At 64.4% G+C, this 20,712-nt stretch carries 23 protein-coding genes; 13 read left to right on the forward strand and 10 right to left on the reverse strand.

Annotated features, from left to right (window positions below; translation table 11 throughout):
* The first annotated feature begins 75 nt into the window (after positions 1–75).
* From CSQ95_RS12900 to CSQ95_RS12935, 8 genes are all read left to right on the forward strand, one after another.
* Complete coding sequence (locus CSQ95_RS12900; protein ID WP_046683420.1) at positions 76–327, forward strand: exodeoxyribonuclease VII small subunit; 252 nt, start codon at positions 76–78, stop codon at positions 325–327.
* Positions 324–1,235: a polyprenyl synthetase family protein gene (locus CSQ95_RS12905; protein ID WP_257218042.1), complete on the forward strand. Its 912-nt coding sequence runs from the start codon at positions 324–326 to the stop codon at positions 1,233–1,235. Before CSQ95_RS12900 ends, CSQ95_RS12905 begins: the two co-directional genes overlap by 4 nt.
* Entirely contained in the window at positions 1,236–3,104 is a 1,869-nt protein-coding gene (gene dxs, locus CSQ95_RS12910) for a 1-deoxy-D-xylulose-5-phosphate synthase (RefSeq protein ID WP_099409795.1), read from the forward strand.
* 165 nt (positions 3,105–3,269) lie between these two features.
* Positions 3,270–5,363: an FUSC family protein gene (locus CSQ95_RS12915; RefSeq protein WP_099409796.1), complete on the forward strand. Its 2,094-nt coding sequence runs from the start codon at positions 3,270–3,272 to the stop codon at positions 5,361–5,363.
* A 269-nt stretch (positions 5,364–5,632) separates the two neighbouring features.
* Positions 5,633–5,818: a hypothetical protein gene (locus CSQ95_RS12920; protein ID WP_070290059.1), complete on the forward strand. Its 186-nt coding sequence runs from the start codon at positions 5,633–5,635 to the stop codon at positions 5,816–5,818.
* 90 nt (positions 5,819–5,908) lie between these two features.
* Complete coding sequence (locus tag CSQ95_RS12925) at positions 5,909–6,274, forward strand: glutaredoxin family protein (RefSeq protein WP_230506351.1); 366 nt, start codon at positions 5,909–5,911, stop codon at positions 6,272–6,274.
* A gap of 31 nt (positions 6,275–6,305) precedes the next feature.
* Positions 6,306–6,497 carry a hypothetical protein gene (locus tag CSQ95_RS12930; RefSeq protein WP_070290063.1) on the forward strand — a complete coding sequence of 64 codons (192 nt, stop codon included), beginning with the start codon at positions 6,306–6,308 and terminating at the stop codon, positions 6,495–6,497.
* Between the two features lie 84 nt (positions 6,498–6,581).
* Positions 6,582–6,770 carry a hypothetical protein gene (locus CSQ95_RS12935; protein WP_099409797.1) on the forward strand — a complete coding sequence of 63 codons (189 nt, stop codon included), beginning with the start codon at positions 6,582–6,584 and terminating at the stop codon, positions 6,768–6,770.
* A gap of 51 nt (positions 6,771–6,821) precedes the next feature.
* Here the strand turns inward: CSQ95_RS12935 and CSQ95_RS12940 are convergent, their stop codons facing one another.
* Positions 6,822–7,376, reverse strand: a complete 555-nt coding sequence (locus tag CSQ95_RS12940) for a cob(I)yrinic acid a,c-diamide adenosyltransferase (protein ID WP_099409798.1) — start codon at positions 7,374–7,376, stop codon at positions 6,822–6,824.
* Between the two features lie 150 nt (positions 7,377–7,526).
* Between CSQ95_RS12940 and CSQ95_RS12945 the strand changes: the two genes are divergently transcribed.
* The 3 genes from CSQ95_RS12945 to glcF are packed head-to-tail and all read left to right on the forward strand — an operon-like array spanning position 7,527 to position 11,346.
* On the forward strand, positions 7,527–9,017 hold the full coding sequence (locus tag CSQ95_RS12945) for an FAD-linked oxidase C-terminal domain-containing protein (protein WP_099409799.1): 1,491 nt from the start codon (positions 7,527–7,529) through the stop codon (positions 9,015–9,017).
* Positions 9,018–9,033: 16 nt separating this feature from the next.
* The gene (gene glcE / locus CSQ95_RS12950; protein ID WP_099409800.1) at positions 9,034–10,104 is read left to right on the forward strand and encodes a glycolate oxidase subunit GlcE; all 1,071 of its coding nucleotides are present in this window, start codon (positions 9,034–9,036) and stop codon (positions 10,102–10,104) included.
* A gap of 6 nt (positions 10,105–10,110) precedes the next feature.
* Entirely contained in the window at positions 10,111–11,346 is a 1,236-nt protein-coding gene (gene glcF, locus CSQ95_RS12955) for a glycolate oxidase subunit GlcF (RefSeq protein WP_099409801.1), read from the forward strand.
* Here glcF and CSQ95_RS12960 read toward each other — a convergent pair.
* From CSQ95_RS12960 to CSQ95_RS12975, 4 genes are all read right to left on the reverse strand, one after another.
* A complete protein-coding gene (locus CSQ95_RS12960; RefSeq protein ID WP_099409802.1) occupies positions 11,339–13,447 on the reverse strand; it encodes a bifunctional diguanylate cyclase/phosphodiesterase in 2,109 nt (702 codons plus the stop codon). The two genes, glcF and CSQ95_RS12960, sit on opposite strands and share 8 nt — an antisense overlap.
* A gap of 184 nt (positions 13,448–13,631) precedes the next feature.
* Positions 13,632–14,117, reverse strand: coding sequence for a glutathione peroxidase (locus CSQ95_RS12965; RefSeq protein ID WP_099409803.1), 486 nt, complete (start codon positions 14,115–14,117; stop codon positions 13,632–13,634).
* Between the two features lies 1 nt (position 14,118).
* Complete coding sequence (locus tag CSQ95_RS12970; protein ID WP_180279049.1) at positions 14,119–15,258, reverse strand: PilT/PilU family type 4a pilus ATPase; 1,140 nt, start codon at positions 15,256–15,258, stop codon at positions 14,119–14,121.
* Between the two features lie 3 nt (positions 15,259–15,261).
* Complete coding sequence (locus CSQ95_RS12975; protein ID WP_070312390.1) at positions 15,262–16,305, reverse strand: type IV pilus twitching motility protein PilT; 1,044 nt, start codon at positions 16,303–16,305, stop codon at positions 15,262–15,264.
* 70 nt (positions 16,306–16,375) lie between these two features.
* Here CSQ95_RS12975 and CSQ95_RS12980 point away from each other — a divergent pair, with 70 nt between their 5' ends.
* Together CSQ95_RS12980 and proC are read left to right on the forward strand one after the other, a co-directional pair.
* Positions 16,376–17,077, forward strand: a complete 702-nt coding sequence (locus tag CSQ95_RS12980) for a YggS family pyridoxal phosphate-dependent enzyme (protein WP_099409865.1) — start codon at positions 16,376–16,378, stop codon at positions 17,075–17,077.
* Between the two features lie 16 nt (positions 17,078–17,093).
* Positions 17,094–17,924, forward strand: a complete 831-nt coding sequence (gene proC / locus CSQ95_RS12985) for a pyrroline-5-carboxylate reductase (RefSeq protein ID WP_099409804.1) — start codon at positions 17,094–17,096, stop codon at positions 17,922–17,924.
* A 6-nt stretch (positions 17,925–17,930) separates the two neighbouring features.
* On the opposite strand, the gene CSQ95_RS12990 is transcribed toward proC, so the two are convergent.
* The 5 genes from CSQ95_RS12990 to CSQ95_RS13010 form a co-directional block, all read right to left on the reverse strand.
* On the reverse strand, positions 17,931–18,647 hold the full coding sequence (locus tag CSQ95_RS12990) for an anti-sigma factor domain-containing protein (protein WP_218963611.1): 717 nt from the start codon (positions 18,645–18,647) through the stop codon (positions 17,931–17,933).
* Positions 18,644–19,210, reverse strand: a complete 567-nt coding sequence (locus tag CSQ95_RS12995) for a sigma-70 family RNA polymerase sigma factor (protein ID WP_099409805.1) — start codon at positions 19,208–19,210, stop codon at positions 18,644–18,646. The genes CSQ95_RS12990 and CSQ95_RS12995 overlap by 4 nt, the downstream gene beginning before the upstream one ends.
* Positions 19,211–19,300: 90 nt before the next feature.
* Positions 19,301–19,858 carry a DUF3455 domain-containing protein gene (locus CSQ95_RS13000; protein WP_070290079.1) on the reverse strand — a complete coding sequence of 186 codons (558 nt, stop codon included), beginning with the start codon at positions 19,856–19,858 and terminating at the stop codon, positions 19,301–19,303.
* An 89-nt stretch (positions 19,859–19,947) separates the two neighbouring features.
* Positions 19,948–20,295: a hypothetical protein gene (locus tag CSQ95_RS13005; protein ID WP_099409806.1), complete on the reverse strand. Its 348-nt coding sequence runs from the start codon at positions 20,293–20,295 to the stop codon at positions 19,948–19,950.
* Positions 20,292–20,669, reverse strand: coding sequence for a phage holin family protein (locus tag CSQ95_RS13010; RefSeq protein ID WP_083287244.1), 378 nt, complete (start codon positions 20,667–20,669; stop codon positions 20,292–20,294). The genes CSQ95_RS13005 and CSQ95_RS13010 overlap by 4 nt, the downstream gene beginning before the upstream one ends.
* Between the last annotated feature and the right edge of the window lie 43 nt (positions 20,670–20,712).

Genomic DNA, 20,712 nt, shown 5'->3' on the forward strand with positions numbered 1-20,712 from the left:
ATAACGCTTCTATGCTGGCCGGGAGTCCCCGGCGTCTCCCTACAAGCCCCTCGTGCCACGAAGAGATCTGAGTCTATGTCGAAGAAATTAACTGCCGCTGCCGCAGCGCCGGCCTCGTTTGAAGAGGCGATGGCGGAACTGGCGCAGCTGGTAACGCAAATGGAAGCGGGCCAGTTGCCGCTGGAAGCATCGGTCGCGGCGTACCAGCGCGGCTCGGAACTGGTCAAGTATTGCGCTACCCAGCTCGACAGTGTCGAAGCGCAGGTGAAAGTACTGGAAGGCGACATGTTGAAACCGTTCGTGGATGCCGGCGAGGCCGCCCAATGATGGCAAATGTGCAACAAGACGGCGTGACCTTCGGCGACTGGATGCAAGCGACCCAGTCCGGTGTGGAAGGCCGGCTCGACCAATTCCTGCCGGCGGCGGACGTCGTGCCGCACAAGCTGCACGCTGCCATGCGCTATGCGCTGCTGGGCGGCGGCAAGCGCGTGCGCCCGCTGCTGGTGATGGCGGCCGGCGAACTGTTTGATGCGGATCAAGACACGCTCGCGCGCGCAGCTTGCGCGCTGGAAATGATTCACGTGTATTCGCTCGTGCATGACGACATGCCGTGCATGGATGACGATGCCTTGCGCCGTGGCAAGCCCACCGTGCACATCGCCTATGATGAAGCGACGGCCCTGCTGGTCGGCGACGCGCTGCAATCGCAGGCGTTCATGCTGCTGGCCGACGGCGCGGCGATTCCTCCCGCGCGGCAAATGGTGATGATCCGGCTGCTGGCGCACGCTTCCGGTTCCGCAGGCATGTGCGGCGGCCAGGCGATCGACCTCGACAGCGTCGGCCTGGCCTTGACCTTGCCGCAGCTGGAACAGATGCATCAACTGAAAACGGGCGCCTTGCTGCGCGCAGCCGTGATCCTCGGCGCGCTGGCGGGCAAGGATTTGACGGCGGACGAGATGACGGCGTTGAACGCGTATGCGCGCGCCGTCGGGCTGGCGTTCCAGGTGGTCGACGACGTGCTCGACGCGACGGCCGATTCGGCCACCTTGGGCAAGACGGCGGGCAAGGATGCTGCCGCCAACAAGCCTACCTACGTATCGATACTGGGGCTGGAACCATCGAGAGCCCTGGCAGAACAATTGCGGTGCGACGCCCATGCGGCGCTGGCGCCATTCGGGGACAAGGCACGCCGTTTGCGCGAGCTGGCGGACCTGGTCGTGCAGCGGAAGGCATAAATGAAACTGTTAGAAACCATCAATGAACCAGCGCAAGTGCGCAAGCTGGCCCGCTCGCAACTGGTGCCGCTGGCGCAGGAATTGCGCAGCTTCCTGCTCGATTCCGTTTCCAAGACGGGCGGCCACCTGTCGTCCAACCTGGGCACGGTCGAGCTGACCGTCGCGCTGCATTACGTGTTCAACACGCCGCACGACCGCATCGTCTGGGACGTGGGCCACCAGACCTATTCGCACAAGATTTTGACGGGCCGCCGCGAGCGCATGCATACCTTGCGCCAGAAGGACGGCATTTCCGGCTTCCCGAAACGCGACGAGAGCGAATACGACACGTTTGGCACGGCGCACTCGTCGACGTCGATCTCGGCCGCGCTGGGCATGGCACAGGCCGCCAAGATCAAGGGCGACCCGCTGCACGCGATCGCCGTGATCGGCGACGGCTCGATGACGGCCGGCATGGCGTTCGAGGCGATGAACAATGCGGGCGTGCAGGAAGACGTCAATCTGCTGGTGATTTTGAACGACAACGACATGTCGATCTCGCCGCCCGTGGGCGCGCTGAACCGCCACCTGGCGCGCCTGATGTCGGGCCAGTTCTATGCGGCGGCGAAAAATGTCGGCAAATCCGTCTTGCCCGGCCCCGTGCTGGAATTGGCGAAGCGCTTCGAAGAGCACGCCAAGGGCATGGTCGTGCCTGCCACCATGTTCGAGGAATTCGGTTTTAACTATATCGGCCCCATCGACGGCCACGACCTCGATTCGCTGATCCCGACCTTGCAAAACATCAAGCAATTGAAGGGTCCGCAATTCCTGCACGTGGTGACCAAGAAGGGGCAGGGCTACAAGCTGGCCGAGGCGGAACCGATCCTGTACCACGGCACGCCGAAGTTCAATCCCTTGGAAGGCATCAAGCCGGCCACGGCGCCGGGCAAGATGACGTACACGGAAGTGTTCGGCAACTGGCTGTGCGACATGGCGGCGCACGACAAGCGCTTGGTGGGCATCACGCCAGCCATGCGCGAAGGCTCGGGCATGGTCAAGTTCGAACAGCAATTCCCGAACCGCTATTTCGACGTCGGTATCGCGGAGCAGCACTCCGTGACGTTTGGCGCGGGCCTGGCCTGCGAAGGCTTGAAACCCGTCGTGGCCATTTACTCGACCTTTTTGCAGCGCGCCTACGACCAGCTGATCCACGACGTGGCCCTGCAAAACCTGGACGTGACGTTCGCGCTGGACCGCGCCGGCCTGGTGGGCGCCGACGGCGCCACGCACGCGGGCAATTACGACATGGCGTTCCTGCGCTGCATCCCGAACATGGTCGTCATGGCTGCATCCGATGAAAACGAATGCCGCCAGATGCTGACGACGGGTTACCACTATCCGGGCCCGGCCGCCATCCGCTATCCGCGCGGCGCCGGTGCCGGCGTGGCCATCGTGCCGGAACTGACCAGCATCGAGATCGGCAAGGGCGAGATCAAGCGTCACGGCAAGCGCATCGCCATCCTGGCCTTCGGTTCGATGGTGGCGCCGAGCGTGGCGGCCGGTGACAAGCTCGACGCGACGGTGGCCAACATGCGCTTCGTCAAGCCGCTCGACGTGGCACTGGTGAAGCAGCTTGCTGCCGAGCATGATTATCTGGTGACTGTGGAAGAGGGCTGCATCATGGGCGGCGCCGGTTCGGCCGTGGCCGAAGCGCTGGCGGCCGAGGGCATCGTCAAGCCGATTTTGATGCTGGGCTTGCCCGACACCTTCATCGACCATGGCGACCCCGTGCAACTGCTGAAAAGCGTGGGCCTGGACGCTGCCGGCATCGCCGCGTCGATCGAGCAGCGTTTTGGCGGCTCCCAGCCGCGCCTGGCTGTCGTCAGCTAAGTTGGCTTGCAGACTGAAAAGCGGCACTGCGGTGCCGCTTTTTTTGCGCCTGCGGGGTTTTTACGCTGCACTGCAACATTTTTCGTGCGGGAATGCTACGATGACGCTTTGATACCCCTTTCAAAGCCGATCTTGCATTTCAGGAAACTCCACCGCCGTTCCCGCATGCTGGCAAGCCGCTGGCTGACGGGCATGCACGCCTACACCGACAAGCTGGCGCAGCGCCGTCCCCTGTGGATGGTCAGCCTGGCCATCGACGAAACGAACCTGTCCGAAGGCTTGCGGGCCGCTTGCGCTTCCAGCGCCATGCTGCTCTTGGGCTTGCTGTTCGACCACCCTGATTTTTCCTGGGCCGCCATCGGCGCCTTCTGGACCTGCCTGGCCGATGCGGCCGGCACGCGGCGCATGCGTTTCGTCTCGATGGTGGGTTTCGGCCTGCTGTCGACCATGGCCGGCGGCCTGACGGCGCTGGCGGCCGGCCATGGCGTGGCGACGGCGGCCATCGCCGTGCTGCTGTTTTCCTGGGCCGGCGCGCTGGCGCGCATCTGGGGCGCGGCCACGGCGCAGGTGGCCATCCTGGCGGCCACGGCCTGCGTGGTGATGGTCACGCATCCATTGCAATCGATGACGCAGACGGCGCCTTTCCTGGGGCTGTACATGTTCGGCTGCCTGTTCGCCACCGTGCTCAGTTTTACGGTGTGGCGCATCCACCCGTTCGGCCCGAGCAGGCGCGCCATCCGCGCCGCGTATTCGCGCCTGGCCGGCATCGCGCGCGACAATGCGCGCTTCTTGGAACAGGGCCCCGCATTGCCGGACGCCGCCGCGCATGGCGCCAGCTACCGTTCGCAGGCGCGCGCCGCGCTGGAAGCGGCGCGCGTGGCGCTGGCCGCCGTGCCGCCCGCGCGCGCGGGCCGCAGCGCCCTGTACGACAATCTGCTGCTGGCGCTCAGCGACGCCGAGCGCGTCTTCGCCTATCTTATCGCCGTCACGCATACGTGCGAGCGCGAGCAGCACCGGCTGCGCCAGGACCCGCGCGCGCGGCGCAGCCTGGAAGTGATGGCCGTGCTGCTGCGCCGCCTCGGGCAAGCCGTGCAGCGCCAGCCGGAAACGCCGCCCCTGGAATTGCAGCGCCGCCTGGCGGGTTGCGGGCGGCGCCTGGAAGCGGCGCTGGGTGCCTTGCTGCCCTTGCGCCTGAATGTCGACTTCATGGAACTGGGCTTGCCGCGCGCGACGCAGCTGCCGTGGCGCGAGGCGGCCTTCCTGGCGCTGGGGCAGGCGTGGCAAACGGCGAAAGTCAACGCCACGCCGCAGTCGCTGAGCTGGCGCCACGCGGCGCGCGTGTCGCTGGCGACGACGGCCGGCTTCCTGCTGGTCGAGGCGCTGCATATTCCGTTCGGCTACTGGGCCACCATGGCCACTTTATTGATATTACAGCCGTCCGTGGCCACCACCTGGCCGCGCGGCATCGAGCGCGTGGCGGGCAGCGTGCTGGGCGCCGTGCTGGCCGTGCTGATCGGCCTCGTCATCTACACGCCGCTGGGCATCTCGCTGGTGGTGTTTCCCCTGATCGTCGCCACCATGGCCTTGCGCCGTGTCAGCTACAGCCTGCACGTGCTGTTCATGACGCCCGCCTTCGTGCTGGTGGCCGACTATGCGGCGCCGGCCAGCGAGATGGTGTATGCGATGAGCCGCCTGGGCAACAACGTGCTCGGCTGCGTGCTGGCCCTGCTGGCCACGTTCTTCCTGTGGCCGGACCGCGAGGCGGACGACCTGGACCAGCGCCTGGCGAAAGCCGTGTCGGCCAACCTGAAATACCTGCTGGCCGTGCTGGCGGCCGGTGGCAAATGGGATAGCGCCATCGCGCGCCTGCGCCGCGAGGCGGGGTTGGCCAGCAATAACGCGGAACAAGTCTTGCAGCGCTTGCGCATCGAGCGCCGCCTCGACCGCAGCAGCGGCGTGGGCCTGGCGGCGCTGCGCACCTTGCCGCTGCTGCGCCGCGTGGCGGGCAGCACGGCGCGCATCAGTCTGAGCCCGCAGGCCGAGCCGGCGCCGCCCGAATTGCAATGCTGGATCGCCGAGGTCAGCGGGGAAATCGATGCGCTGCTGCGCGGTGACGCCGATGCCGGCGCGCCTGGCCCCTGCGTTGCCGAGGACTTGACGGCCCTGCAAGCCGACGCGGTGGCCCAGGTGCAGCTGCTGCGGGGATTATTGCGCGAACATGTGCATGCGCAGCCCGTGAGCCTGCCTGTGCCGGCCTGAATATAGCCGCCGGCCGGCTGCGCCCGCAACCGGCCTCTCCTGCTTACGGCGCCGATATTGTATAGACGTTTGACGCCTCCCAATCTCTCCAAATTCCACATTCCATGCGCTTTGCCGGTATATTTTCCAAACTGGAAATTTATCGAAATGAAACGTTGACTCTAAAATAAGTGCGGTCTATATTCGTTTTCGTAGCAAGCAAAGATGACATTTCTTACGACTGGTCTGCCGCGATTGCCTGAGGCAATCGCTCACATGGAGAGTAGTAAATGAAAAAGATTGCAGCATTTATTTTCACCCTGGGATTGAGCGCTTCCTATGCCATGGCTTCCGATATCGGCTGCTCTACCTGCGAGGAAGAGCTGCGGGAATGCACGATGCAAAATGGCGACAGATCCCCATTTTGCATCGGCAGTTACAAAGCCTGCCTGAGGGTCTGCGACATCGCTTCCTGATCTCCGTGCATTGCCAGGCGGCGGGCAAGCGCATGCTGCGCCGGCCGCCCTCGATCATCTACGTCTCCGATACCTATGATGCAGAAAAAAATGAAAACCATCGCCATGTATGGCCTGATCCTCGCTGCCGGCCTGGGCAGCGGTTATGGCCTGTCCTTGTTGCCGGGCTTGTTCAAGTCGAATTACACCGAGGGCAATTACGCGGCGTATTTCCCTAACGCCCAGGCGAAAGTGGTCTTGTACGGTACGGACTGGTGCGGCTACTGCGCCAAGACGCGCGCGTACTTCAAGGAAAACAAGATCGAATTCGTCGATCTCGATATCGAGAAATCACCGGAAGCGAAAAAAGCCCATGCGGAACTTGGCGGCGGCGGCGTGCCTGTTGTGCTGATCGGCAACCGCAAGATCCAGGGTTTTAATGCGGGCGCGCTGGAAGCGGCGCTGAAGAAAATCTGACGTTCCCACTTGTTAACTTGAAAGGCTGACCATGTTCAAAAAGATTGCCGCTTTCCTGTTTGCCGCCGGCGCCGCCCTGTCTTTCAGTGTCCAGGCTGGCGGCCCTGACTGCACCTTTGTCTGCGAGCGCAACTTGCTCGATTGCGTGGAATTCGGCCAGCCGGCCTGCATGGAAAATTATCAGGCTTGCCAGAAGGAATGCCTGCGCCCGCCGCATAACTGACGCGCGGAAGCACTTATGGATGACGCGTAAGGGACGGCGCGCCATGGATGTTGCTCATCGTCTGACAATTCAACAGGAGTGCTTATGTTCAAAAAACTGGGTTTCTTTTTGTTTGCCATGGGCGTCAGCGCCTCGTATGCGATGGCCAGCAGTACCGCCGACATATCGGAATGCCAATCCGAGTGCTATATGGCGCTCGACGCCTGTGTCATGGAGTTCAATGTCCCCGGATGCGTCCGTATCAGTAAAGAGTGTCTGCAGCGCTGCGGCTAGCAGCCTGATAACGCGCGGCGATGCTGTTTGACCGGCATCGCCGTTTTCATTTTATCCCCGCGTGCGGTCATGCCGCCACAGCACGTCGCTGCCGCCGGCAAAGCGGTTGAGCACGCGCGACAGCACGAACAGCAGGTCCGACAATCGGTTCACGTACTGGCGCGGATGTTCGTGCAGGGCTTCCGCATTGGCCAGGGCGACGATGCTGCGCTCGGCGCGGCGGCAGACGGTGCGGCACACATGCGCGAGCGAGGCGGCGCGCGAGCCGGCCGGCAGGATGAATTCGGAGAGGGCCGGCAAGTCCGCATTGTATTTCGCCAGCAGGTCGTCGAGGCGCAGCACGTGCTCTTCCTTGATCAGCTGGTAGCCGGGGATGCAGATTTCTCCGCCCAGGTCGAACAGGTCGTGCTGGATGGCCACCAGCTCCTCGCGCAAGGCGTCGGGCATGGCTTCGCACAGCAGCAAGCCGATGTTGGAATTGAGTTCGTCCACGTCGCCCATGGCGTGGATGCGGGCGCTGTCCTTGCTGGTGCGGCTGCCGTCGCCCAGGCCGGTGCTGCCATTGTCGCCCGTGCGCGTGGCGATTTTCGAAAGTCGGTTGCCCATGATGCTGATCCTGTAAAGAAGAATGGGGGCAGCATACGACACTGTGCGCCGCCCGGCGCCGGATTTGCAGGCAAATCGGACAAAAAATGCGGTGCGCGCCACTTTTGTGCTTACAATCGTTGCACGCCCATGCCTCTTGCCATCCATCTTATGCTCAATGCCGCCCCTGAATCCGGATTGACCGCCGCGCGCCAGCAAACCGTCGTCGCGGCCCTGCTGGCCGTGCTGCCGGCCCGCTGCGTGCTGTCCGACGCTGAAGACACGCGCCCGTACGAATGCGACGGCCTGGCCGCCTACCGCCAGCTGCCGATGGTGGTCACCTTGCCCGACACGGAAGAGCAGGTCATCGCCATCCTCGGCGTCTGCCGCGAACTTGGCGTGCCGATTGTGCCGCGCGGCGCCGGCACGGGATTGTCGGGCGGCGCCTTGCCCATCGCCGACGGCGTGGTGCTGTCGACGGCGCGCCTGAACCGCATCGTGCGCCTCGACGCTTATGCGCGTACGGCCGTGGTGCAGCCGGGCGTGCGCAACCTGGCCATTTCCGAAGCGGCGGCTCCCCACGCGCTGTATTACGCGCCCGACCCGTCCTCGCAGATCGCCTGCAGCATCGGCGGCAACGTGGCGGAAAACTCGGGCGGCGTGCATTGCCTCAAATATGGTTTGACCGTGCACAATGTGCTGCGCGTGCGCGTTGTTACCATTGACGGTGACGTGCTGGAACTGGGCGGCGAATGCCTCGACTCTCCGGGCCTCGACCTGCTGGCCATTTTAATCGGCTCCGAAGGCATGCTGGGCATCGTCACGGAAGTGACCGTGAAACTGATACCGAAACCGGCCACGGCGCGCGTCATCATGGCGTCCTTTGACGACGTCGTCACGGGCGGCAACGCCGTGGCCAACGTGATTGCCGCCGGCATCATCCCGGCGGGCCTGGAAATGATGGACCAGACTTCGTCGCGCATGGTCGAACCGTTCGTCAAGGCCGGCTACGACATCGATGCAGCCGCCATTCTGCTGTGCGAAGCGGACGGCACGCACGAGGAAGTGGAAGAGGAAATCGCCCGCATGACGGCCGTGCTGGAAGGGGCGGGCGCCAGCGCCATTGCCGTCTCGCAGTCGGAAGCGGAGCGCATGAAGTTCTGGTCCGGCCGCAAGAACGCGTTTCCCGCCGCGGGGCGCATCTCGCCCGACTACTACTGCATGGACGGCACCATCCCGCGCAAGCGCCTGGCGGAAGTGCTGACGGGCATCGCCGCCATGGAAACGACGCATGGCTTGCGCTGCGCCAACGTGTTCCACGCGGGCGACGGCAATCTGCACCCGCTGATCCTGTTCGACGCCAACCAGCCCGGCGAATTCGAGCGCGCCGAGGCGTTTGGCGCGGACATCCTGGCCCTGTGCGTGGCCGTGGGCGGCACCATCACGGGCGAACATGGCGTGGGCATGGAAAAGATCAATTCCATGTGCGTGCAATTTACGCGCGCCGAACTCGATGCCTTCTTTGCCGTCAAGCGCGCCTTCGACCCCCACACCTTGCTGAACCCGGACAAGGCGATTCCCACCTTGAACCGCTGCGCCGAATTCGGCAAGATGCATGTGACGGCGGGACGCCTGCCGTTCGCCAACCTGCCCCGTTTTTAATTTTCCGGAGACCCCATTGCAAGCGATAGCGGAACAATTCAGGCAGCAGATTCTGGCGTCCAGCGCGGCGGGCAAGCCCTTGCGCCTGCGCGGCGGCGGCACGAAAGACTGGTATGGCCAGCAACTCGACGGCGAGGTGCTTGACACGCGCGCGTATGCCGGCATCATCGATTATGAACCGACGGAACTGGTGATCACGGCCCGCTGCGGCACGCCGCTGGCCGAGATCGAGGCGGCGCTGGCAGCGCGCAACCAGATACTGGCTTTCGAGCCGCCCCATTTCGGCGCTGGCGCCACGCTGGGCGGCGTCGTCGCCAGCGCCTTGTCCGGGCCGCGCCGGGCCAGCGCGGGCGCCTTGCGTGACTTCGTGCTGGGCGCCGTGCTGATGGATGGCCATGGCGAACGCCTGGCCTTTGGCGGGCAGGTGATGAAAAACGTGGCCGGCTACGATGTCTCGCGCCTGCTGGCGGGGTCCATGGGCACGCTGGGCCTGATCCTGGAAGTGTCGCTGAAGGTGCTGCCCCTGCCGCTGCGCGAAGCGACCTTGCGCGTGGCGTGCGCGGAAATCGCCGCCTTGCGCATGCTCAATGAATGGGCCGGTCAACCGCTGCCGATATCGGCCAGCTGCTGGCATGATGGCGTCTTGAGCGTACGTCTGTCCGGCGCCGAGGCGGCCGTCTCGGCGGCGTTGCACGCGCTGGGCGGCGAGGTGCTGGCGCCCGATGACGCGGCCGCCTTCTGGATGTCCGTGCGCGAGCAGACGCACGCCTTCTTTGCGGGCGCGGGCAGCTTGTGGCGGCTGTCGCTGCCGCCGCACGCCAGCGCCGTGATCGTCAAGGGGCGCCAGTTGATCGAGTGGGGCGGGGCGCAGCGCTGGCTCAAGCTCGACGCCGACGCCGATGCGGCCGGGGCGCTAGACATCCGCCGGGCAGTGGCCGCGCTTGGCGGCCACGCCACCCTGTTCCGCGGCGGCGACAAGGCCGTGGGCGTGTTCCATCCGCTGGCGCCGGCCGTTGAAAAAATCCACCAGCGTCTGCGGCAGGCTTTCGATCCGGCCGGCATCTTCAACCCGCACAGAATGTATTGAGCGCGCATGCAAACCAATCTCGCCGATTTCATCAAGAACACGCCGGCAGGCGACGAAGCCGAAGCCATCCTGCGCGCCTGCGTGCATTGCGGCTTTTGCACAGCCACCTGTCCCACCTACCAGCTGCTGGGCGACGAACTCGATGGCCCGCGCGGGCGCATCTACCTGATCAAGCAGGTCTTGGAAGGCGCGCCCGTCACGGCCAAGACGCAGACGCACCTGGACCGCTGCCTGACCTGCCGCAACTGCGAGTCGACCTGTCCTTCGGGCGTGCAGTACGGGCGCCTGGTCGACATCGGCCGCAACGTCGTCGAGCAGCGCGTACAGCGCCCCTTGCGCGAACGCGCGCTGCGCTTCGCCCTGAAGGAAGCCTTGCCGCGCCGCTGGCTGTTTACGCCCGTGTACAAGGCGGGTCAGGCGCTGCGCCCGCTGCTCTCGAAAAGCTTGCAGGACAAATTGCGCCCGGGCGCCGCAGCCGGTGCATGGCCGGTGCGCCGGCACGCGCGCACCATGTTGCTGCTCGACGGCTGCGTGCAGCCGGCCATGTCGCCGAACATCAATGCGGCCACGGCGCGCGTGCTCGATGCGCTCGGGGTGCAGCTGATCGTTGCGCCGAAGGCGGGCTGCTGCGGCGCGCTGCGCCATCACCTGAACGACCAGGACGCGGCGCTGGACGACATGCGCCGCAATATCGACGCCTGGTGGCCCTATGTCAACGGCATGGACAGCGCCGAAGCCATCGTCATGACGGCGTCCGGCTGCGGCGCCACGGTGAAGGAATACGGCCATCTGCTGGCGCACGATGCGCAGTATGCGCAGAAGGCGCGGCGCATCGCTGAACTGACGCGCGATCTGTCCGAGATCATGCCGGCCTTTGAAAACGAACTGGCGGCGCTGCTCAAGGGGCGCATAGTGAAAAAGGTGGCGTACCACCCGCCGTGTACCCTGCAGCACGGCCAGCAGATCCGCGGCAAGGTGGAGCAGGTGCTGCGCGCCGTCGGCGTCGACGTGCACCTGTGCGCGGACAGCCATTTGTGCTGCGGTTCGGCCGGCACGTATTCGATCCTGCAGCCGGAACTGTCGCAGCAGCTGCGCGACAACAAGGTGGCGAACCTGGAAGCGTGCGAGCCGGAGATGATCGTGTCGGCGAATATCGGCTGCCTGAGCCATTTGCAGTCCGGCACGCAGACGCCCGTGCGGCACTGGATCGAGCTGATTGATTCGGCCTTGACGCCTAAATAGGTATTTCGCTGTACTGCGCGATGCGCCATTGCGGGGCGGGGATGAACGTGTTCGCCCACTCCAGCACGGCGTCGGCCGGCATGGGACGGGCGATGCCGTAGCCTTGCGCCAGGTCGCAGCCGAGCTGGATCAGGCGCGCGCCATGCTCGACGCTTTCCACGCCTTCGGCGATCACCGTCAAGCTGAAGGAACGGGCCAGGCCGATGACGGCGCGCACCAGGTGCAGGTCGTCGCGGTCGTTGAGCATATTGCGCACGAAGCTCTGGTCGATCTTGACGATGTTGGCCGGCAGGCGTTTCAGGTAGGACATCGACGAATAGCCGGTGCCGAAATCGTCGAGCGCGAACGTGATGCCCAGCGCCTGGCAGGCGCGGATGATGCGGCGCACGTCCTCGATGTCGTGCAGGGCCGACGATTCGAGGATTTCCAGTTCCAGCATGCTGGCGCGCACGCCGGGAAATTCGCCGAGGATGGTTTCCAGGCGCGAGACGAAGTCCGGTTGCTGAAAGTGGCGCGCCGCGATGTTCACGCTGACCACCCAGTGCTTGCCGGTCGCGCTCCAGCGCTGCATCTGCCACAGGGCCTGGCGCAGCACCCATTCGCCGATATCGATGATCAAATCCGTCTGTTCCACCAGTGGCAGGAATTGTGCTGGCGCCAGCACGCCGCGGCGTGGATGCTGCCAGCGCAGCAGCGCTTCCATGCCCACCACCGTGCCGGCGCGCATATTCACCTTGGGCTGGTAGTACAGCCGCAGTTCGCCGTTGATCAGGGCGTGGCGCACTTCCGTGCGCTGGTTGTGGTGGGTGCGTACTTCCTCGTCGAGGTTGGTGTCGAAGAAGTGGTACTGGTTGCGCCCCGTCAATTTCGCCTGGTAGACGGCGTGGTCGGCGTGGCGCAGCAGGCTTTCCGTATTCAGGTCCTTGCCCGCGTAGACGGCGATGCCGGCGCTGGCCGTCATGTGCAGCGCCTGCTGGTCGCACTGGTAGGGACGGCTCAGCTCAGTCATCAGTTGCGTGACGTTCTGTTCGATGCTGGCGATGCTGGCCTGGCCGCACAGCAGCATGACGAATTCATCGCCGCCCAGGCGCGCCGCGTAGTGGACCTGGCCCGTAAAGCCGTGCAGGCGGCCCGCTACCTGCTTGAGGATTTCATCGCCCGCCTCGGCGCCGTAGCGGTCGTTGATGGCCTGAAAGTGATCGAGGTCGAACAGGCAGACGGCCAGCAGGCGCTGGCGTTCACGCGCCAGGAACAGTTCCTGTTCGAAGCGGGCGGCCAGCGCGGCACGGTTGGGCAGGCCCGTCAGCACATCATTGTAGTTTTGCCAGGACAGCTTTTGCAGCGCCTGTTGCACGTGCACGGTTTCATTCAGCTGTTCGCCCAGCTGGCGCTGGCTGGTCTTGAGTGAGGTCAACAGTTCTTCGATATCGCCGGCCATGCCGTTGAACGACTGCGACACGGCTTGCGCCTCGGGCGTGGCGCCGGCCGCCAGGCGCACGGCGAAGTTGCCTTCGCGGAAGCGATCGGTCGCTTGCACGAAGCGCGCCAGCAGCTTGCGGTGCGTGGCCAGGATCAAGCCCAGCAGCAGGAAGACGAGCACGATATTGATACTGCTGAGGACGGCTTGATCGCGTACCCGCTGCCACACTTGCGCCAGGGGCAGGCCGGGCGTGTAGTGCAGGTTCAGGGTGCCGTCGCCGCCGTCCGGCAGCGCCACCGTCAGGCGGCTGCGGATGGCATTGATGCCCGCCAGGCGCGCGAACCACGCCGGCACCGTGGCCAGCGTGTCGCCAAGCTTGCTATCGGCCAGCACCTCGACATGCCCGCCAGCCGTGTCCCAGCGGGCGGAAACGAGGTTGCGGTTCAGCGGCAGGGCGCTGCGCAGTACCTGGCGCACGTTGTCGTGCATCGCGTGACTGTCCGCGTGCACGGCCAGCGGCAGCACGCTATTGGCGAGGAACAGGTCGAGTTGCCGCGCATCGCTCTGGTAGCGCGCATTGGCCAGCGCCGTTTCCGTGCCGAGCAGGGCGTGATAGCGAACGGCGGAAACGGCGAGTATCAGGAAGAAAATAGGAATGAAGAAGCGGGAATAAATGCCCATCCGCATCCATGAAGATAATATTTTCCCAAAGACTGGCATCGTTTTTTGATCGATATCTGCGAATAATTATGCAAACATTATCACTGAAATTTGCTATTGGAAACACAATATTGATATCAAGCATGAAATAAACACGGATTTATTGATTTGAGCAATTATTGTTTTTAATTAAACCGTCGAATGGCTATTCCTGTAGCAATTGCCGAATGTCGTCCGCCAGGCTGGCTGGTTTGCTGGCCGTCGCGTAGCGGCGAAATACGCTGCCATCCTTGCGCACCAAAAACTTGGTGAAATTCCATTTGATCGACTGCGTGCCCAATATGCCGGGTGCCGCCTGTTTTAATTGCGCAAATACAGGGTGCGTATGCGGGCCATTCACATCGATCTTGGCAAACAGGGGAAAGGTGACGCCGAAGTTCTTTTCGCAAAAGGCGCCGATTTCCGCATTCGAGCCCGGTTCCTGCTGGCGGAATTGATTGCAGGGAAAGCCCAGCACGACCAGGCCCTGCTCGTGGAATTCGCGGTACAGCGCTTCGAGCCCCTGGTATTGCGGCGTGAAGCCGCAGGCGCTGGCAGTGTTGACGATCAGCAGTACCTTGCCCTTGTAGCGGGCCAGGTCGATCGGCGTGCCGTCCAGCGCCTCGGCCTGGAAATCGTGGATGCTGGTCATGTCAGAGAAGTCCCAGTTTGGTGGCGCCCGTTTGCGGGGCGGGTTCGGGCGCCGTTGCGCCCTTGAGTTTGATCGCCAGGCGCAGGTCGTTGACGGAGTCCGCATTGCGCAGCGCGTCTTCATGGCTGATGGCGCCCGCCTCGTGCAGGTCGAACAGGGCCTGGTCGAAGGTCTGCATGCCATGCTCGCGCGATTTTTTCATCAATTCCTTGATCTCGTGCACCTGACCCTTGAAGATCAGGTCGCTCATCAGCGGCGAGTTGAGCAGGATTTCCAGCGCCGCCTTGCGCCCGCCGCCTTCCTTGTTGGGGATCAAACGCTGCGAAATCATGCCTTTCAAATTCAGCGACAGATCCATCAGCAATTGCAGGCGACGCTCTTCCGGGAAGAAATTGATGATGCGGTCCAGCGCCTGGTTGGCGTTGTTCGCGTGCAGGGTGGCCAGGCACAGGTGGCCCGTCTCGGCAAATGCGATGGCGTGGTCCATCGTGTCGCGGTCGCGTATTTCGCCGATCTGGATCACGTCGGGCGCCTGGCGCAAGGTATTTTTCAGGGCCGTGGCCCAGTCGTCCGTATCGACGCCCACCTCGCGCTGGGTGACGATGCAGTTGCCGTGCGGATGGATGAATTCCACGGGGTCTTCGATGGTGATGATGTGGCCATGGCTGTGCGCGTTGCGGTGGCCCACCATGGCGGCCAGGGTGGTCGACTTGCCGCAGCCCGTGGCGCCCACCATGATGACGAGGCCCCGCTTGCTCATCACGATGTCTTGCAGGATGGCGGGTAAACCGAGCCCATCGAGCGTGGGGATGGCGGTATTGATCAGTCGCAAAACCATGCCTGCCTGGCCCATTTGCACGAAGGCGGACACGCGGAAACGCCCCAGGCCGTCCGGGCTGATGGCGAAATTGGCTTCGCGGCTCGATTCGAACTCGGCCGCCTGGCGTTCGTTCATGACGGCGCGCACGTAACCGGCAGCCTGCTGCGCGGCCAGCGCGGCGCCCGCCAGCGGCGTCAGCTTGCCGTCGAGCTTGATGGCGGGCGGAAAGCCGGCCGTGATGAACAGGTCGGAGCCGCCCCGTGCGCGCATCTGCGCCAGCAGCGCGTGCATGGCGCCATAGTGTTCGTGCGTCGTCTGCATGGCTTATCCGGGGAAGTTTTCGGGCGACTTGGCGGCCGAGCGGGCCGTTTCCGCCGAGATCGTGCCGCGCCGCACGAGGTCGGACAGGCACTGGTCCAGCGTCTGCATGCCCACGTTGCTGCCCGTCTGGATGGCCGAATACATTTGCGCCACTTTCGCTTCGCGGATCAGGTTGCGCACGGCCGGCGTGGCCAGCATGATTTCATGCGCGGCCACGCGCCCAGCGCCGTCCTTGGTTTTGAGCAAGTTCTGCGAAATGACGGCTTGCAAGGACTCGGACAGCATGGCGCGCACCATTTCCTTTTCCTCGGCGGGGAAGACGTCGATGATGCGGTCGATCGATTTCGCCGCCGACGAGGTATGCAGGGTGCCGAACACCAGATGGCCCGTTTCGGCCGCCGTCAGCGCCAGGCGGATGGTTTCCAGATCGCGCAATTCGCCCACCAGAATGACGTCCGGGTCTTCGCGCAGGGCCGAGCGCAGCGCATTGCTGAACGAATGCGTGTGCGAGCCCACCTCGCGCTGGTTGATCAGGCATTTTTTCGGCTCATGCACGAATTCGATCGGGTCTTCGATGGTCAGAATATGGTGATTCAGCCGTTCGTTGACGTGGTTCACCATGGCCGCCAGGGTGGTCGACTTGCCCGAACCCGTCGGGCCCGTCACCAGCACGAGGCCCCGCGGGCGCATGGCCAGTTCGCCGAAGATGCGCGGCGCGTTCAGGTCTTCCAGGGTCAGCACTTTCGACGGAATCGTGCGCAGCACGGCCGAGGCGCCGCGTTCCTGGTTGTAGGCGTTGACGCGGAAGCGGGCCAGGCCGGGAATCTCGAACGAGAAATCGCACTCGAGCGCCTCTTCATACGCCTTGCGCTGGCTGTCGTTCATGATGTCGTAGATCATGCTGTGCACTTCCTTGTGCTCGAGCGGCGCCACGTTCAGGCGGCGCACGTCGCCATTGACCCGTATCATCGGCGGCAGGCCGGAAGACAGGTGCAGGTCGGAAGCCTTGTTGCTGACGGAGAAAGCGAGAAGTTCGGAGATGTCCATTTATAATCCCTGTGCCTGCATTGATGGGCTGGCGCACTGTGCCGCCGCCCCTATACACTAGAAAATGATTATGTCCACAATCGAACAGAACTTGCAAGCCGTGCGCGACAGTATTGCGCAGGCGGCCGTGGAGGCGCAGCGCGCGCCTGCCGACGTGACCCTGCTGGCCGTGTCAAAAACCTTCGGCGCGGACGCCGTGCTGGCGGCCATGCGCGCGGGCCAGGCGGCGTTTGGCGAAAACTATCTGCAGGAAGCGCTCGACAAGATCGCCTTTGTGAAGGAGGCCGCGCCGCAGCACGTCCCGGCATGGCATTTCATCGGCCCCATCCAGAGCAACAAGACGCGCCCCATCGCCGAGCACTTCGACTGGGTGCATACGGTGGAACGGGAAAAGATCGCCGCGCGCCTGTCCGAGCAACGGCCGGCCGGCTTGCCTGCCCTGAATATCTGTTTGCAAGTCAATATCAGCGGCGAAGCGAGCAAGAGCGGCGTGACGCCGGCTGACTTGCCGGCGCTGGCGCGCGCCGTGGCGCAATTGCCCCGCCTGCGCTTGCGCGGCCTGATGGCGATTCCCGAGCCGGAAACAGATGTCACGCTTCAGCGCTTTGCGTTTGCGCAATTGCGTACGCTGTACGAACAATTGAAGGCGGACGGGCTGGCGCTCGACACCTTGTCGATGGGTATGTCGGCCGACTTGCGCGCCGCCGTGCTCGAGGGCGCCACCATCGTGCGCGTGGGTAGCGCCATCTTCGGTTCCCGTAACTATTCCTGATGAAGAGAGAACAAGCATGACGACAGAATTGAATATCGCATTTGTGGGCGGCGGCAACATGGCCGCGGCCCTGATCGCCGGCCTGGCGGGCAAGCTGACCCTGGGCGGCAACATCCACGTGATCGACCCGCACGCGCCCGCGCTGGAAAAACTGCAGGCGCAATTCGGCGTCACGACGGCGACGTCCGCCAGTGAGGCGTTGCGCGGCGTGGACGTGATCGTGCTGGCCGTCAAGCCGCAAAGCATGCGCGAAGTGGCGGCGCAGCTGCTGCCTTTCCTCGACGGGGAAAGCGCGCCATTGGTCCTGTCGATCGCGGCCGGCATCCGCGCCGCCGACCTGTCGCGCTGGCTCGGCGATTATTCCGCCATCGTGCGCTGCATGCCGAACACGCCGGCCCTGATCGGCATGGGCATCACGGGCATGGTGGCCAGCAGCGGCGTGAGCGACGAACAGAAAAAGACGGCCGACGCCATCCTGCGCGCCGTCGGCCAGACCGTCTGGCTCGACGATGAAGCGAAGATCGACCCCGTCACGGCAGTCTCCGGCAGCGGTCCCGCCTATGTGTTTTACTTTATCGAAGCGATGCAGCAGGCGGCCGCCGAGCTGGGCTTGACCCCGGAGCAGGGCACGCAGCTGGCCATTGCCACGTTTACGGGCGCGGCGCAGCTGGCGGCGAATTCCAGGGAGCCCGTGTCGCTGTTGCGCGAGCGCGTCACGTCGAAGGGCGGCACGACCTACGCGGCCTTGACCAGCATGGAAGAGAGCGGCGTGAAGGCGGCCATCGTCAAGGGCATCAAGGCGGCCGCGCAGCGCGGGCGCGAGATGGGTGACGAGCTGGGCAAATAATCCGCTCTACATCACTTTCACGGCGCGGCCGATGTAGAGCACCGGCCCCGTCGGTCGGCCCGTGGGCGAGCCCGTCGCCGGCTCCAAGGTGATTTCAAACAATTGCTCGGGCTGCAGCGGCGGCAGCTTATCCAGGGTCAACTTGACGCTTTGCCCCGGCTTGACCAGGCCCAGCGAGACGGGCGCGCCCCAGTCCTTGCCCTTGGTCCAGAATTGCAGGGCTTTCTGCTGCGGCACGCTAGTCGGCCCCAGCGGGATCAGGCTCAGGTCGCGGTTCTTGCCGCCGCGTCCGCCCGTCTGCACGATCCAGCCCGGCGATTTATCCTGCGGCGCCACCAGCACCACCAGGTAGCCGGGTCCGGCTGGCGCCTGCAGCTGCACGGTCACCAGCACGGCCAGCACGGCCGTGGCCAGCAAGCCGCCGCCGGCCAGCACTCTCCAGAAGGCCAGGCTGTTCCACCACGCTTGCCAGCCGCCCGCCTGTTGCACGGTTTTCGGCGTGAACAGGCTGGCGCTGATGCGCGGCCACAGTTGCGCCGAGGGCGTTTCGGGCGGCGCCAAAGTCGTCAAGGGCAGCAGACGCCGTTCCCAGGCCGCCACGGCGTCGCGCAAGGCGGCGTCAAGCGGCAAACGCTGTTCCACCTCGACGCGTTCGGCCAGGTCCAAAGTACCCAGCACGTATTCGCCGGCCAGCCTTTGCCATTCCTCGTCGCTGTTCATCATCCCATGCACTCCCGCAAGGCGGCCAGGCCCCGCTTGAGCCAGGCCTTGACGGTGCCCAGCGGCGCTTGCAGGCGCTGCGCGATTTCGCCATGGGAACAGCCATCGACGTAGGCGTACAGGATGCTGTTGCGCTTGGGTTCGTCCAGGTGGCCCAGGCAGTCGTGCAGCCTGCCCATGTTCGCCTGCAGGGCGTAGGCGTCCGAGGTGGCGTCGGCATCGTTGCCTTCGCGTTCATGCAGCAGGGTTTCCACGGTATCCTCGTCGGCCGATACTTCATGGGCGCGGGCGCGCGCCACGTTCAGCGCCTGGTGCCGCACCACCACATAGATCCAGCCCTTGCCGCTGCCGCGCGTGGCGTCGAAGCTGCCGGCGCGGCGCCAGATGTTCAGGAAGGCGTCGTGCAGCACGTCTTCGGCCAGCGCCCGCTGGCGCACGATGCGCAGTGCCACGCCCAGCAGATAGCGGCTTTCCTGCTGGTACAGGCCGTGCAATGCCTGCTGCTCGCCCCTGGCGCAGGCGCGCAGGGCGGCATCGTAATCGTAAGGGGCGGCGTGGGCTGGCAACGTCGGCGCAATCGTTGAGTGAACGGTTAGCAAGTTTTCAAGGCCGAGTATAGGTCAGAAACCCGCTTGCCAACCGTCGCTTGAAAGGATTTATGCCGATTTCCAGAAGATGTAGTCGGCCTGGTAGGGCACCCATTGTTTGGCTCCGACGGACTCCATGCCGCAGGGGCTGCTTGGCGCCACGCCGCCGCGGGTGGCCACGCGCTGGATGTAGCTGACGCCCTGCATGGCGCCGCTGCCCGTGGCCGGATTGGCTTTCACCAGCTGATACGGGATATTGCCCGCGCCGGCCGGAGCCACGGCCACTTGCGTCGCCGTCACTTTCGAGCCGTCCAGGTTGGCCCAGGTGGCGGGTGGTCCCACATACGTGCCCACTTGCATGCCGCTGCGGTCGTTCAGGGCCGCGTCCGGTCCCACGAAGACCCATTCATGCCCCGTCATGTCTTTCTTCGCCTTGCATTCGTAGGCGATCTTGCCCACGCCCACCGTCTGCATGGCGACCTGGTGGCCATCGGGCACCTTGACGGCGTTCGGCAATTGTTCCTGCGAGTAGCGTGCGCTCATCGGTGCGCAGGCAGCCACGAGCAGGGCGGCGCACAGGACGGTGAGCGAAGGGGCGGTATGGCGTGGTGCGGTGGTGGCATGCATGGCAAGCTCCTGGTAGTTGGCTCAACCGGCTGGTTGATACCATTACTACGCAGAGGCCGGCCATTTGGATGCAGCCAGGCAAAAATATTTTAGTTCGGCGTGTCTTTCTTGCTGAAACGCTGCGCCAGCGCCAGCACGACAGGCATGGCGGTGGTGGCGTGCTTGAGCAGTGCGCCGCTGGCCCGCAGCAGCGGCAGGAAGCGGCGCGGGCGCACCAGCAGCAAACCCAGCACGGCGCCGCCCACCATCAGGGGAATTTTAAAACGCGTGGTCAGGGTGTGGCGCAGATTGCCGCCCGTTAAAGGTTCCAGCAATTGGCGCGTCTGCACGCCCAGGGCCAGGCGCTGTAGCGCGCATTCGGCCAGCAGCGCGTCGCGCCGCTGCGCCAGGCTGGCGGCCGTGTGGACATGCGACAGTTTGGTGGGATGCGTGGTCATGGCCGCTCCGATCCCCGGCGGGCCAGCAGTTGCAGCTCGTCCAGGTCTTTGTTCAGTTCGGAAAGTGTGAAGGACAGCAGTTTCGGCTTGCTGCGGAAACTGGCGCGCACGCCCAGCAGGGTGGCGACGGCGGCGACGATGAAGACGGCGGCCGTGATGGCGATGGCGGCGATGCGGTGCGTATCCCAGAACAGCACGATGACGAGGAATACGATCAAGACCAGGCCGACGAACAGGCACAGCAGCGCCAGCATGGCCAGCGCCAGATAGGACAGAAAGCGCAGCGACTCTTCTTCCATTTCCACGGCCGCCAGGGCCAGACGGGTCTGGACGATGGCGGCGAGGGTCGCTGCGACTTGGGCGACATGGTGCATGATAGCCATATGCTGCCTTTCGCGTCAGGGGAGGCGGCCTGCG

The sequence above is a fragment of the Janthinobacterium sp. BJB304 genome, from assembly GCF_002735765.1.
Lineage (GTDB): Bacteria > Pseudomonadota > Gammaproteobacteria > Burkholderiales > Burkholderiaceae_D > Janthinobacterium.

Coding starts and splice junctions, on each gene's coding strand:
- CSQ95_RS12900 (WP_046683420.1), top strand. CDS start 76: ATGTCGAAGAAATTAACTGCCGCTGCCGCAGCGCCGGCCTCGTTTGAA.
- CSQ95_RS12905 (WP_257218042.1), top strand. CDS start 324: ATGATGGCAAATGTGCAACAAGACGGCGTGACCTTCGGCGACTGGATG.
- dxs (WP_099409795.1), top strand. CDS start 1,236: ATGAAACTGTTAGAAACCATCAATGAACCAGCGCAAGTGCGCAAGCTG.
- CSQ95_RS12915 (WP_099409796.1), top strand. CDS start 3,270: ATGCTGGCAAGCCGCTGGCTGACGGGCATGCACGCCTACACCGACAAG.
- CSQ95_RS12920 (WP_070290059.1), top strand. CDS start 5,633: ATGAAAAAGATTGCAGCATTTATTTTCACCCTGGGATTGAGCGCTTCC.
- CSQ95_RS12925 (WP_230506351.1), top strand. CDS start 5,909: ATGAAAACCATCGCCATGTATGGCCTGATCCTCGCTGCCGGCCTGGGC.
- CSQ95_RS12930 (WP_070290063.1), top strand. CDS start 6,306: ATGTTCAAAAAGATTGCCGCTTTCCTGTTTGCCGCCGGCGCCGCCCTG.
- CSQ95_RS12935 (WP_099409797.1), top strand. CDS start 6,582: ATGTTCAAAAAACTGGGTTTCTTTTTGTTTGCCATGGGCGTCAGCGCC.
- CSQ95_RS12940 (WP_099409798.1), bottom strand. CDS start 7,376: ATGGGCAACCGACTTTCGAAAATCGCCACGCGCACGGGCGACAATGGC.
- CSQ95_RS12945 (WP_099409799.1), top strand. CDS start 7,527: ATGCTCAATGCCGCCCCTGAATCCGGATTGACCGCCGCGCGCCAGCAA.
- glcF (WP_099409801.1), top strand. CDS start 10,111: ATGCAAACCAATCTCGCCGATTTCATCAAGAACACGCCGGCAGGCGAC.
- CSQ95_RS12960 (WP_099409802.1), bottom strand. CDS start 13,447: ATGGGCATTTATTCCCGCTTCTTCATTCCTATTTTCTTCCTGATACTC.
- CSQ95_RS12965 (WP_099409803.1), bottom strand. CDS start 14,117: ATGACCAGCATCCACGATTTCCAGGCCGAGGCGCTGGACGGCACGCCG.
- CSQ95_RS12970 (WP_180279049.1), bottom strand. CDS start 15,258: ATGCAGACGACGCACGAACACTATGGCGCCATGCACGCGCTGCTGGCG.
- CSQ95_RS12975 (WP_070312390.1), bottom strand. CDS start 16,305: ATGGACATCTCCGAACTTCTCGCTTTCTCCGTCAGCAACAAGGCTTCC.
- CSQ95_RS12980 (WP_099409865.1), top strand. CDS start 16,376: ATGTCCACAATCGAACAGAACTTGCAAGCCGTGCGCGACAGTATTGCG.
- proC (WP_099409804.1), top strand. CDS start 17,094: ATGACGACAGAATTGAATATCGCATTTGTGGGCGGCGGCAACATGGCC.
- CSQ95_RS12990 (WP_218963611.1), bottom strand. CDS start 18,647: ATGATGAACAGCGACGAGGAATGGCAAAGGCTGGCCGGCGAATACGTG.
- CSQ95_RS13000 (WP_070290079.1), bottom strand. CDS start 19,858: ATGCATGCCACCACCGCACCACGCCATACCGCCCCTTCGCTCACCGTC.
- CSQ95_RS13005 (WP_099409806.1), bottom strand. CDS start 20,295: ATGACCACGCATCCCACCAAACTGTCGCATGTCCACACGGCCGCCAGC.
- CSQ95_RS13010 (WP_083287244.1), bottom strand. CDS start 20,669: ATGCACCATGTCGCCCAAGTCGCAGCGACCCTCGCCGCCATCGTCCAG.